This window comes from Pseudoalteromonas sp. S3776, from assembly GCF_005886915.1.
In the GTDB taxonomy this organism is placed as follows: Bacteria; Pseudomonadota; Gammaproteobacteria; order Enterobacterales; family Alteromonadaceae; genus Pseudoalteromonas.
In genome coordinates this window covers 23,190-37,732 of sequence record NZ_PNCU01000023.1, presented here as the reverse complement: position 1 = coordinate 37,732, position 14,543 = coordinate 23,190, and the positions used below count along the sequence as shown (strand labels likewise).

The 14,543-nt window shown below is 40.8% G+C and carries 5 protein-coding genes; 1 reads left to right on the top strand and 4 read right to left on the bottom strand.

Features of this window, described 5'->3' with window-relative positions:
- The first annotated feature begins 36 nt into the window (after nt 1-36).
- On the top strand, nt 37-1,464 hold the full coding sequence (locus CWC16_RS11195) for an NAD-dependent succinate-semialdehyde dehydrogenase (RefSeq protein WP_138541611.1): 1,428 nt from the start codon (nt 37-39) through the stop codon (nt 1,462-1,464).
- A 283-nt stretch (nt 1,465-1,747) separates the two neighbouring features.
- On the opposite strand, the gene CWC16_RS11190 is transcribed toward CWC16_RS11195, so the two are convergent.
- The 4 genes from CWC16_RS11190 to CWC16_RS11175 all read right to left on the bottom strand — a co-directional run bounded on the left by CWC16_RS11190 (nt 1,748) and on the right by CWC16_RS11175 (nt 14,533).
- On the bottom strand, nt 1,748-3,409 hold the full coding sequence (locus CWC16_RS11190) for an HD-GYP domain-containing protein (protein ID WP_138541610.1): 1,662 nt from the start codon (nt 3,407-3,409) through the stop codon (nt 1,748-1,750).
- A complete protein-coding gene (locus CWC16_RS11185; protein WP_249929239.1) occupies nt 3,381-5,528 on the bottom strand; it encodes a CHASE2 domain-containing protein in 2,148 nt (715 codons plus the stop codon). Before CWC16_RS11185 ends, CWC16_RS11190 begins: the two co-directional genes overlap by 29 nt.
- An 80-nt stretch (nt 5,529-5,608) precedes the next feature.
- Nucleotides 5,609-6,424, bottom strand: a complete 816-nt coding sequence (locus tag CWC16_RS11180) for an MBL fold metallo-hydrolase (protein WP_138541608.1) — start codon at nt 6,422-6,424, stop codon at nt 5,609-5,611.
- Nucleotides 6,425-6,460: 36 nt separating this feature from the next.
- Nucleotides 6,461-14,533, bottom strand: a complete 8,073-nt coding sequence (locus CWC16_RS11175) for a tandem-95 repeat protein (RefSeq protein WP_138541607.1) — start codon at nt 14,531-14,533, stop codon at nt 6,461-6,463.
- Nucleotides 14,534-14,543: the final 10 nt, after the last annotated feature.

Below are 14,543 nucleotides of genomic sequence, written 5' to 3'. Positions count from 1 at the left end.
ATAGCTGATAGCTGATAGCTTTTACTTGGAGGTTCTATGTCTGATTTGGTTTTTTCTGATTCGTTTATCGACGGTGATTTTTATTCTACAAGCCAGCGTTTTAGCGTTGATGACCCCGCGACCGAAAAAAGTATTGTTGAAGTAAGTGATATAGATGAGCAAGGCGTTAATAGTGCAATAAAGGCAGCACAAGGCGCATTCATTAAATTAAAGTCAACCAACGCCTCTGAGCGAAGTGAGACGCTCATGCGCTGGTATGATTTAGTAATAAAACACAAGCAAACCCTTGCAGAGCTAATGACCAAAGAGCAAGGTAAGCCGCTTAAAGAATCATTAGGTGAAATAGATTATGGCGCTGGGTTTATAAAGTGGTTTGCAGAAGAAGCTAAACGCAGTTACGGCGATGTGATCCCCCCAACCGACGATACACATAGATTAACGAGCTTTAAACAACCTGTAGGCGTTGTAGCAGGTATCACACCGTGGAATTTTCCGGTTGCAATGGTAACGCGTAAAGTGGCGCCAGCATACGCTGCAGGCTGTAGTTTTGTGTTAAAACCTTCAGAATACACCCCCTTATGCGCACTAGCATTGGCGTATCTTGCCGACCAGGCAGGGTTTGTTAAAGGGGCTTTCAATGTGTTGGTTTCGCAAGATGCAAAAACAGTAGGCAAAATGCTGACAGACTCAGAAGTGGTGCGTAAGTTTACTTTTACCGGCTCTACTGGAGTGGGTAAACAGCTGCTTTCGCAATGTGCTGATACAATTAAACGTACATCTATGGAGCTTGGTGGTAATGCACCGTTTATTATTTTTGATAATGCCGATATAGACGAAGCAATTGAAGGCCTTATGGCGGCTAAGTTTAGAAACAGTGGCCAAGCTTGTGTAGCTGCAAACCGCATTTTTATTCAGCGCAGTATTTTAGATGAAGTGCTTGATAATATTACCCCTAAAGTAGCCGCGTTAAACGTGGCAAATGGGTTTGATGATGGGGTAGATATTGGCCCGCTAATTTACCCAAAAGCGAAAGAGAAAGTGCAGCAGCTTGTGCAAGATGCACTTGATAAAGGCGCAAAGCTAATAGGGGATAACAGCGACTTAGGCGGCAGCTTTCAAAACCCGCTCATAGTGACTAACGTAACGACCGAAATGGATATATACCACGAAGAAGTATTTGGCCCGGTATTAACTGTTATTCCTTTTGATGAGGAAAGCGAGGTGCTAGCCCTTGCTAATGACGTTCCTTATGGCTTAGCAGCATATTTTTATAGCCAAAATATCAAGCAAATCTACCGTATTAGCGAAGGGCTAGAGTTTGGTATGGTTGGCGTTAATGAAGGGGTTATATCTAACCCTGTAGCACCGTTTGGAGGCGTTAAGCAATCAGGATTAGGCCGAGAAGGCGGCCATCAAGGGCTTGATGAATACCTTGAAGAAAAATACGTGTGTATCAAGGTTTAAAAAACGCTAAGACACTTAAACCATAAAAAATTGGTTTATTCAGCACGGTTTAGGTTACTAATAGCGATTCGCTTAATTAAGAGATCTATATTGCGCATTGGTACAGGTTTATAACTACAGGCTACCTTTTTATTGCTAGATATAGGCCTTAGTGCTACATTTACGGCATAATTTTTGTTTAAAAGTAATCAAAAATAAAAAGAATTTCTACTTGTAGAAATAACCCGTGTGTAAATGCCACCGCAAGGTGGCATTTTTTATAGTTAGAGAAAGTGGAGCTGACTTATTTTATAGGTGAATACCCTGGTAGCTTTGCTAAGTCAACAAAGTCTAATTGCTCGGCAATCGCATACTCTTTAATATAATTTTTATATACTTCAGATTCTACAAACACGGCAAAAATGTCCCGATCTAGGTGGTTTTCTTCAACCATACGTCCTAAAATTGTTAAACATTCACTCACCGGCTTTGCTTTTTTGTAAGGTCTATCTACGGCAGAAAGCGCTTCAAATATATCAGCAATAGCCATTAACCTTGCAGGTACCGACATTTGTTCTTTTGTTAATCCTTGCGGATAGCCTGTACCATCCAACTTTTCATGATGCCCAAGTGCATATTCAGACACATTACTCAAATGTTTAGGGAATGGCAGGGTGTCTAAAATATTTTTAGTTACATCCATATGGCGTTTCATAACGTCACGCTCGCCAAGGGTTAGTGTCCCCCTGCGGATTTGTAAATTTTCTACTTCATCTTCGCTCAGTAACGGGGTTTCTTTGCCGTTAATCGTTAAGTGGTAATGTGATGCGATGCGGTCTATATTGGCAACATCTTCATCGGATAAAAACTCCCCACCCACATTGACTCTTTGTAAAAATGCTCGATCTAAAAAAAGCTGTTTTAATTCAGTATCGAGTAGACGCTCAAACTGAAGCACTTCTATGGGTCTATTGAGCTTCATCGCAGAGATAATCTGCTTTTGATAACTTATTTCTAAATCACGTTTAATGACCTCAAATTTAGCATCAATGTGTTCAATACGATCAAAAATAGTTTCAAGCTTAGTCGACTTTTCCATTATGTGATCAGGGGTAGCTATTTTACCGCAATCATGGAGCCAGCCAGCTATATCTAGTTCATGTCTGTCAGCATCACTCATTACAAAGTCAGCCAAAGGGCCACGGTCAATATTATGGACGGCGTCAGCAAGCATTAAAGTAAGCGCAGGAACTCGCTTACAGTGCCCGCCGGTATGAGGTGACTTTTCGTCGATAGCCATCGCAATGGTTTCTACAAATTTAGAAAATAGCTCTTCCATTCCCTTAATAAGGGTTGAGTTTGTCAGTGATATGGCACCTAAAGAAGCGAATGATCGTATAAGTGTGACGAGCTCATCGCTATAGGTGATGATATTGTCATGTTGATCTTTCACATTGATCAGCTGAATCACGCCAATAATATCATCAGTATGATCTTTGAGCGGGATTGTTAGCATAGACTGTGTACGATACCCCGTACGCGCATCCATATTTCGCGCAGCGCTCATATCAAAAGGCAGTGCCGCATATACATCTGGAATATTAATAATTTCACCAGAGTTAACAGCATGAGCGACTATAGCCGTTTCGTTTTCTTTGCCGTTTATAAACAGATCTATATTAGGAAAGTTAACGGGCTCCCCTGAGCTTCCGCCTAGATAAAGGCCTAAAGATTTATTTATGACTGTTTCAAACTTAAGCTGTTTATCGTCTGTAATAGAGTAAATAGTACCTGCATCAGAATTAGAAATAGACATAACAACTTGCAAAATTTCTTCAAGAAGTTTACTTGCATCCTTCTCAGTTGTTAGCCTAATGCTAATATCAATAAAGTGATGAAGATTCGTTCTATCTTTAATGTACTCAGACATGTTGTTACTACTTTGTTTTGTGGATAAAGGCGCCATTCCAATCCTGTGCTAAATTTTGCAAATCGGTATTTTTAATTCGGTTAATAAAAATATGGTAAACGTGATCACTCAATAAGGCCGTTTCACTCAACTCTTCAAATAGTGTCAGAGCGAGTTGCCAATTTTTATTATTGTAGTGCTGCATAGCAGTGAACGAATTTTTAATTTCAGATAGCTGGCTTTCGCTTATCTCAGCTACAAAGTTTATAGGCTCATACAGCTTAGTTGCATTTGCTTTACCTACTACTTGTACTTTATCAATTAAGCGAAATGCAATATGTGGACAAGCAAGCATTGTTTCTTCAGTAACCAGAATAGCTACCCCGTAAAATTTGGTCAAGCTTTCTACTCTTGAGCCTAAATTTACTGCATCTCCAAGTACGGTATAGGCTTTTCTATAGACTGAGCCCATATCGCCAACATTCATCTCACCAGTGCTGATGCCCACACCAATACTCACAGTGGGAAGTTGCTGCTCGCTAAATGCTTTATTTAAGCTTGAAAGACCAGCAACCATTGCCAAGGCCGCTTCAACACTGTGCCTTGCATGCTCACTGTCTTCAAGCGGGGCATTCCAAAAAGCCATAATCATATCGCCCACGTATTTGTCTATTGTGCCGTTATTATCAAAAATAACTTTTGTGGTTGCCGATAAGTACTGATTTAAATAATCACTTAATTGGTTTGGACTCATCTCTTCTGATAGCGCAGTAAAATTTCGTATATCAGCAAATAACACGGTCATATTTCGTTTTATACTTTGCTGAGTAAGTTGTTTTCGCTGGCGAATTAATTGTTCAATATGATCAGGGGGGACATATTGATTAAACATCGATTTAATTTTTCGGCTGTGCTTAAGTTCTGCTATTGAGCCAATAAAAACAAAGTAAGCGGCTAAAATAGAAATAAGTAATAGCGGCATAAATAGAGGCAGGCTAATTTTTTGTACTGACCACAAATAAAAATTAAGCAATATAACAAGCCCAGCCATACCCACTGAAAGTGTTACAATATAGCGCGCACTTTTACGAAAACTTAAAAGCGATAAGCAACAACCCACAAAGGTAATTAATAATAATGTGGCACCTAAAGCCCATGTAGGTTGAGTAGGTATAATCTCTGGATGTAATAGCCCTTCAAAAATATTAGCATGTACTTCTACCCCTGGGTATTGTAAACCCACAGGTGTGGCTCTTAAATCAGCTAAACCAATTGCAGAAGTCCCAATAAACGCTACGCTGCCCTCTAATTGTTGCTCTGTAACTTTTTTAGTTAATACGTCTGTGGCAGAGTAATACTTAAAGCTTTTAGCGCGGCCTTTATACGGGATAAAAATTTGCCCGTACTCATCTGTTTGTATCCAACGCTCATGAAATTTAATGCCTTCAAAAAAAGTCAAATCATCTTGGATGCTTGCACGCGTTTGAATACTATCTGCTAAGGTATATAAACGCGCAGCCTCAAGCGCAAGAGAGGGGTAGAGCTTATCATCTACTCGATTAACCAAGGCCGCTTTACGTATAAATCCATCGTTTTCACTATGGGCATTTATAAACCCGTTACCCGTGGCGCTACTTTGCAATATAGGTATATTAACCGTAGCACCTAAAAATTGGGTTACCTGGGAGTTGCTTTGCTCGCTCTTTGGCCACACAACGCTCGAACTGGGTAAAGGGTTACGTTGTTTGTAAGCGTCGTTGTTTAACAAAAAACCTAATACGGTATCGTTACTATTAAGTGCTTTAGCAAAGGTGGCATCAGCGTCTACTCGGTGTTTAATATCATTTAACGCCAATTTATATGCACTCAATAAATCAGGGGCTCTTGATTGAATTTGGTTTACAGGGTTCACTTCTGGCTCAGAAAAAAAGATATCAAATGCGATAACTACAACCCCTGCCTCAGTGAGCTTATTTACTAAATCAGCCATTTTTGAGCGGCTCCAAGGAAAGCGCCCTTGTTCTAACATCGTTTTTTCATCTATGTCGATAATCACAACAGTTTCGTCAAGCTGTCGAGGTGTATCAGGCAAAGTAAGCAATAGCCTAGAGTCGTAAATGATACCTTCGACCCTATTGAGCAGTTTGGCTAATGAACCACTAGAAAACAGCTCCACAGCCGCTATTAGCAGCGTAATGACTAAGCCTACAAATAGGTGTCGGTAAATTTTAGGGATATAAAGGCGAGAAATAACAGTTAATCCTTACTTGATGTAAACTCAAATGATCGGCCTTCTCTGGCACATTCAATATTAATTTGCTCGCCATAATTTGCTTGTAGTTGTGTTTCTATTGCTAACAGCTCGTCATCGGTTCTTGATGGATCGTGACTTATAATTGCTAAATTTTTTATACAAGCGTCAACAGCTAATTCAGCTACTTGCTTAAATGTGCTATGCCCCCAGCCATGTTTGAGTGGAAGCTCTTCGGTGGTAAATTGTGCGTCATGAATTAACAAGTCAGCACCTTTAATAAACTCAGCCCACTGGGCAAGGGAGGTCTTAACAACACCAGGTGGGGATAACTCGTTATCGGTTATATAAGCAATTTTTTTACCTTCAGCATGTACACAATACGCAGTGCCTCCACCAGGGTGATTTAACGGTGCGGTTAATACGTTAAAATTATTTATAGTAAAGCTTTCTTGGGTAGCGAATTGAGTGTTTAAGGTAATGTTTGCAGGTAAGTCTTGATAACTAACAGGAAAAAACGAGCCTGACATTTGCATCAAAACAGCCTGCTTACTTTGCTCGTCTTCAACATCACCTACAACAATGGTTATATCGCGTTCGGCTTGGTAAATAGGCTTAAAAAATGGAAAGCCTTGAATATGATCCCAGTGGTTATGAGTTAATAGTATAGCTATGGGGGAAGCGTGCCTAAGAAGCATTTCACCAAGCTGTACGATACCCGTACCAGAGTCTAAAATAAGGCTATCACCATTTTTTTGCTCAATATATACACATGAAGTATTGCCCCCAAATACATATGTATGTTCACCTGGGGATGGCATTGACCCCCTTACGCCATAAAATTTAACTTTCATGATTTAGGGCTTAATTCCATCTGGGTAAAAGTTAAATTTAGATAAGCTAACGTTATTAGAGCCGTTATTAAAGCATGTGCTATTAAGTATGATTTGATTGTTCGTTTGTAACAGCATTGACGTAAATTCATGCGTACCATCACATTGATCTGCTTGGTAATAACCCCGCATATTTTCTCCAAATAAGGTATCGATAGTGCCATCAGCTAATATGCGTGCGATTAACCCTTTTGAATCACTAATACCGCTAAGGATAATATTACCATTAGTGTCAATTGCTGCATCGTTCACTTTTGTGTCAGCACTTGAAGCGAGTTCATATTGCCCTATACCACTTGTGGCAAAGCTTAAATCTTCGCTACCATCGGGTTGTAACTTAATAATCACTGCTAGGTTTGGCGTGGTGCCATCATTAGCTATTAAATAGAGGTTAGCCGCGTTATCGGCGAGTATTTTTGTTGCTCTGTTATTTATATCACTAAAGGAGCGGCTATCGGTATAGGTAAGTATCTCGTTAGCATCATCGTCTATTTTTAGCATGGTTAATTGCGAGCTACTGCCAGATACTTGCTTACCTGCAATATATATATCTTTATTTGCGTCTATATAAAGCGTTTCAAAAAACTCATTTACGTTGCCATAGTAGGCACCGCTTGTACCAAAACTATTTTCTAATTTACCATCACTTTTTAACATGGTTGCAAACGAATTAGTCACACTCAAAGCATTAGTCGCAGTGCCTACAGCCACAATATAGCCACTGCTATCGACAGCAACATCAGCAAAGCTAATATCGGTATTTAAAATGTCTACAGTGGTATAAATTCCTTCGTCAGCAAAGTTTTTATCTAGGTAACCGTCTTGGTCCACTTTTGCTATAAAGCCTTCTTCATTTAAACCGTTTATAAGTGTACCTGCAATAATAATACTACTATCGCTAAGCTCTTTTATTTTAATGGTTTTAAACGCAACATTAATATCTAGGGCTTTATTACCATCAAGACTAAAGCTGGTATCAATAACGCCTGCATTAGTATAGCGAGTCAGCACTAGCTTATTGTTAGTATTAAGTTGCGTTACAGACGCCGTTAAGTACTTATCTGCGTGCGTGCCTGTTTGTAATTGCAATACATCCATTGATAGATCTTTCGAGCTAATACTTAGATCATTTATGCTTGTGTAGCCATCTATAGAAAAGTCGGTGTTTAAATTTGCATTACTCGTTATTGACGTTATGAAAGGCTCATTAGATGAATCGTTAAACCTGCCGGATAGCCATAGCGTGCCATTTTCATCAATAGTCGATGCATTAGCAGTTTGATGACTGATAACATTGGAAATAATATTTATGCCTGAATTGCCGTAACTAGAGTCTAGTGTGCCATCAGGTACAGAAACTCGCGCCGAAAATAGTTGCTCGTTGTGAGCATCATCAGTGGCTTCAATACCTGTAGTACCAGAGAGGATTATTTGATTGCTCAAAGGTGCGTACTTTACACCAGTAACTCGCGCACTGCCGTTACCTGAGCCCGAATTCCCATCAATATTGTAAATTGACATTTCTTCATTAATATCGTCATCATCGATATCGCCAAAGCGATCAACTGAAATCATAACCGCTTCTTTTTCACCAGATGAGCGAGTAAAATATCCCCCTAAATAGGCAGTAAAATTAACCGCGTCTATACCACCAATGGCAAGTAGCTCATCGTCACCTTCTTCGTCCGATAAATCTAATATAAGCGCATTGCCTGAGTTAAAGCTGCCGTTATTATTGCCATCAGGAATAAGGTATCTAATGGTTGCATCTAAATCACCTTCTTCGCCTATGGCACTACCTACTACGAGTAAATCAGAGTTACCAAAGTTTTTAATAGCGTGTGATTCATCATCACGGTTTTCACCACTTACATCCACTATACCGGGGCTGCCTAATTCGTAAGCAAGCGTCGATACATCAAATTTAAGAAATAAACTGTCTTTGTCTGAGCCATTGATTGAGTAACCAACGCCTTGTATTTTATTATCGGTAAACTCAAGGTCATTTATTACAGATTCACTCCCAAGTGTTGTGCATTTAGTACCGCTGTTAGCGTCACCAGAGCTAGTACTTATAATGCCTGTAGCACTCATTTTTAATAAACACGCTTCGGTCACTGTTCCATCAAAGCTTGAGTAGCCAATAAATAGCTCACCATTACCAGAGATGATAGCCGTGCCTTTTTCATCTTCACCTAGGTCAATCGTTTTAAAACCAGTGCCATTAAATGCAGTGTTTACATCGCCGGTATTTGTGAAAGAGGCAACAATAATATCTGCGTCTGAGTTGTTATTGTAACCAACAAAATAAAGGTTGGTATTAAGCTCAATACTGTCGTTAAATTCACCGTCAGAAAAAACACGCGAAAGGTCTATTTGCCCACTTTGTGGCCGCCCAAACGTATTATCTTCCACGGGAATTAATGGGTCTTCTTCGTCAATAATATTTACAGTAGCTGTTATAGTCGTGGTTTCATTTGGAGTACCATCATCAGTAATATTAATATTTACAGTATGTTGTGTAGACGTTTCATAATTGAATGGGCTCGTACCATTTGCACTTAGTTCCCCGCTAGTACTGTTAATATTAAATAGCGCTGTTTCGCCGCCACTTAAGCTAAAGCTGAGAGTGTTACTTTCAATATCAGAGGCTGTAATAGAACCAACTACTTCACCGTCAGTTGCATTTTCTCCAATAGAGAACGTTTGGTTGAGCGCTTCTGGGGCATCGTTAATTGGTGTAATAGTAATAGTTAAGTTACCTTGCACATCGTCGGCACCATCACTTAGCGTATAAGTAAGCGTTGCAACACCCTCGCTGTTTAAGGCCGGTGTGTATTTAACTTGGTTACTTTCAACACTTGCACTACCAATATCAGCTGTCACAGCGGTTATTGAAAGAGTATCGGTTACATCTGCATCGGTGTCGTTACTAATAACATCAATGGTTGTTTCGGGTGCGTCTTCATTAATAGTGGCAGTATCCGATACGGCAACTGGGGCATCGTTAACGGGAGTTACGGTAATAGTTAACACGCCGTCGGCTGTATCTGTACCATCATTTAAGGTGTAATTAACGACAGCTTGGCCATTAAAGTCGGCTTCAGGTGTGTAAACAATGTTACTACCAGAAACAGTTACTGAGCCGGTAATTGCATTTACTGAACTGATCGATAGTGTATCGTTTTCTATATCCGTATCGTTACTCAGAACATTAATACCGGTTGCTGCTGCATCCTCCAAAATAGTGGCGGTGTCGGGGTTTGCTACAGGGGCATCGTTTACTGGCGTAACCGTTATTGTTAACTGGCCAGTTGCCGTATCGGTGCCATCACTTAATGTGTAATTTACAGTAGCCTGACCACTAAAGTTGGCAGCTGGCGTATAAATTACATTATTACCTGAACTTGAAACCGAACCACTGCTTGCATTTGCAGCACTAATAGAGAGGGTGTTTCCCTCTACATCGGTGTCATTACTAAGCACATCAATACTTGTTGCAGCAGCATCTTCTAAAATAGTAGCTGAATCTGCATTAGCTACAGGAGTATCGTTTGCTGGTGATACTGTTATTGTTACTACGCCAGGTGCTGTGTCTGTGCCATCAGATAAGGTGTAATTTACAATAGCCTGACCATTAAAGTCTTCACTCGGTGTGTAAACAACGTTGCTTCCAGACACCATAACCGACCCTGTATCAGTAGTGGCACCACTGATTGACAGTGTATCGTTTTCTATATCTGTGTCGTTAGCGATCACGTTTATATTAGTTGCTGCTGCATCTTCCAAAATCGTTGCTGCGTCAGCGTTAGCTACCGGGGCATCGTTCACTGGGGTGATCGTTATTGTTAACTGACCAGCTGCTGTGTCGGTGCCATCACTTAGCGTGTAACTTACAGTTGCTTGACCATTAAAATTAGCCGCTGGTGTATAAATTACATCAGTACCTGAGCTTGTAACGCTTCCCGATGTTGCACTGACAGCGCTGATAGAAAGCGTATCGTTTTCAACATCAGTATCGTTAGCGAGTACGTTAATATTTGTTGCTGCGGCATCTTCTAAAATAGTGGCTGTATCAGGATTTGCCACTGGCGTATCGTTGATTGGTGTTACGGTTATAGTAAGTACGCCATTAGCGGTATCGGTGCCATCACTTAGGGTGTAATTTACTGTGGCTTGACCATTAAAATTGGCCTCTGGCGTGTAAATCACATCACTACCCGTGCTTGTTACTGTGCCTGATGTAGTAGTGACGGCACTAATAGAAAGTGTATCGTTTTCTATATCAGTATCGTTACTCAATACATTGATGCTTGTTGCAGCGGCATCTTCTAAAATAGTGGCCGTGTCGGGATTTGCCACCGGCGCATCGTTCACGGGCGTAACCGTAATAGTTAATACGCCACTAGCGGTATCGGTGCCATCAGTTAGGGAATAATTTATAACTGCTTGGCCGTTAAAGTCGGCCTCAGGGGTAAAAGCAAGATTGCTACCGGCCACAGTAACACTCCCTGTACTTGCGCTTGCGCTGCTAATAGAAAGCGAGTCGTTTTCTACATCTGTATCATTATTTAATACATCAATATTTGTTGTTACAGCATCTTCTAAAATAGTAGCCGTGTCGGGATTGGCTACTGGGGCATCGTTAACTGGTGTTACGGTTATAGTGAGCACACCATTAGCTGTATCGGTGCCATCGCTTAGGGTGTAGTTTACTGTGGCTTGTCCATTAAAATTAGCCTCTGGCGTGTATATCACATCACTACCTGCGCTTGTAACTGCACCTGATGTGGTCGTTAGCGCACTAATAGAAAGCGTATCGTTTTCTATATCTGTATCATTACTCAATACATTTATACTTGTTGCGGCGGCATCTTCTAAAATAGTCGCTGAGTCGGGGTTAGCAATAGGGGCATCGTTAACTGCCTTGACAGTTATTGTTAGCACGCCTTCGGTAGTCGTTGTGCCATCGGTTAGCGTATAACTTACAACAGTTTGACCATTAAAATTTGCCTCGGGTGTGTAAAGCAGGTTACTGCCAGATACTGAAACTGCTCCCGAACTCGTGCTTGCTGTACTAATAGCAAGTGGATCGTTGTCTACATCGGTGTCGTTGCCAACAACATTAATACTTGTTGGCGCAGCATCTTCTAAAATAGTTGCGGTATCAGCGTTTGCTACGGGGGCATCATTAACTGGGGTAATCGTTATTGTGAGTATCCCAGAAGCACTTTGCGAACCGTCAGTTATTGTATAGTTTACTGTTGCAGTGCCATTATCGTTTTCATCAGGTATGTATTGAATTTGCGAATTTACAATTGAAACACTACCGCTATCACTACTCGCAGTAGAAAGCGTTAGAGTATCGCCATCTATGTCAGTATCGTTACTCAATACATCTATCAAAGTGGCAGAAGCATCTTCGGTAATGGTAACGCTATCGGCATTTACTATTGGTGCATCATTAACGGGTGAAATGGTTATTTCTAAAGCAGCGCTAGCTTCTCCTGCGTTATTATCAGAAACACTATACGTCACAATAGCAACACCGTTAGCGTTAGGCCCAGCACTGTATTGAATTTTATTATCTACAATGCTCGCTGAGCCAAATTCGGTACTAACGCTTGTTATTGTTAAATTATCACCGTCTACATCGCTATCATTGGTAAGCACATCAACCAAAATTGGCGGCGCATCTTCTTGCATCGCAGCGCTATCTGCCATTGCTGTAGGCGCGTCATTAACGGGTGTAATAGCGATCGTTACTGTAGCGTTGCTTTGCACTGGCGTGCTATCGCTAAAACCATCAGAAATAGAATAGTTTAGTATTGCTTCACCAAAGTAATCAGGCTCGGGTGTATACTCAATTCTATTATTTACAATACGGGCGGTACCTATTGTATTTGTAACATCGGTAAGAGTGAGGGTATCGCCGTTTGCATCGGTATCGTTTTCTAATACGTTTAGTAATGTGGCTGGGCTGTCTTCTAGTAAAGTGTATAAATCATCATTCGCTTCAGCAGGCGAATTAGAACCCGTTTTATTTAATACAACCTGCGCTGTTGCAGTTAATCCTTGTTCATTGGAAACAGAATAGGTGAAACTATCAACATCTAAAGCTTCAGAATTAGGTTGATAAGAAAATGAACCATCAACGTTGAGGGTTAAAATACCACTTTGTACGTTAACTACAGGCGTTGTATTAACAGTGAGATTACCAGGTTCTATGTTTACATCGTTTTTAAGTAAGCCATTCTCAGCTGAAACTACCAGTGTTTGGTTGTACTGAAACTGGTACTCATCTTTTTGGGCATTAGGGTTATCTGGTGTGCTATTTATAGTGAGTGTTGCGGTAGCCGTGGCAGTAGCACCTAACGTGTCGATTACTTGGTATTTAAATTCATCAATACCGTAGTAGTTTGCATCAGGTATGTACGAAAAGCTACCGTCTGTAGCTAATTGTAATTGTCCGTGGGCGGGCGTTACACTGTATGTATCATCAATAATAAAAGTATCATTATTAGGGTCTGTGTCGTTGGCAAGTAACCCCTGGCTTGTATCAACTACAAGTGTGGTATCTTCATCTAAACTGTAATTGTCGTTTACAGCTGTAGGCGGGCTATTTTGATCCTGTGCATTAATAGTAACACTGGCAATTGCCTCTGCGCCTTGAGGGTCAACAATGCGGTACTGAAAACTATCCGCGCCTTGCATATTGGCGCTACCTATATACTCAAAACTACCATCTGAAGCGAGTGTAAGAGCGCCTTTACTCGGAAGACTAACCGGTGTTGTATCTAGAGTGAGTTGATCTTGGTCTATATCGCTGTCGTTGCTTAATAAACCGGGCGCAGCAATTAATAACGTTCCGTCATCACTAATGTTGTACGTGTTATCAAGGGCTATGGGCGCATCATTTACAGCATTAATCGTTATTTCTACAATGCCGGTATCTATCATCCCAAGCTCATTAATTACTTGGTAGCTAAACGCATCGTTGCCATTAAAGTTGGTCCGTGGGGTATAAGTAAAATCACCACTTTCGCTAAGGGAAACACTGCCATGTTGAGGGTTAACCAAAGGGTTTGTATTTATGTAAAGAGTCCCTTGGTACTCATCAGTGTCATTAATTAGTACGTTACCTTGCAAGCTTTGATCTTCATTCACTAAAAATTGATCGTTAACGGCATTTGGTGCAAAGTTTAGCTCTCCACCTTGCGGTGCTAAGTTAATTTTTTCTGCAAAGCCGCTTTCACCACTGCCATCTACACCGGTGATTAAAACTTGGTAGCTTTTATCTGCTAGCAGATCATCTACATTAAAGCTTGTTCCAGATATGCTTAAAAATTGTTGCCCATTCTCAAGTGTGTTTACATTACTTGTAGTTACACCTGCCTCGGTAGCTAAGTAAATATTGTAACGGTTTAAGTTATCGTTAGCTTGCCAAGATAAATTAATCGATTGACCATCTCGCTGTGCCGATATGCCTTCTATTTGGTAGGGTTGCCAATTAGTCGTCACTGCGTCTGCAAGTACCTGGTTGTTAAGGTTATCGGTAATCCATATCTCTAAGCGTAGGTCACCAGGCTCAACGCCATAAAAGTAAGGGCTTAACCCTATAACTGACTGCTCAAAAGCTGTTCCACACGCTTGTGTACAAAGTGCTAGGCTTTTATTTACACTCGGGAGTACTAAATTTACTGCGCTAATGCCATCGGGGTCAGACACGCTAAGTAAAAAAGTGATATTGCCTTGTATAACTTCATTAACTTGTGAAAGAGTTATCGTAGCTTGAGAGTTGGCAACCGTTGTGCCTACAACCCCTCTGCTAGAGGCCACAGCACCTGACACCTGTGTTTTAGTAACAACAGAGTTACCGGCTATACCAGTAAGATTTATGGGTGTAGCAGAAGGGGTGGGTGTAACTTGTTCTACAGGTAGCTGCTCTGAGTTTTGTTGCGCTGTTTCATCTGAGCCCCCACACGCACTAAGCAAAAAAACCATTAAACCGAGCAAAAAAAGGTTCTTTGCTGTCATTCTACATACT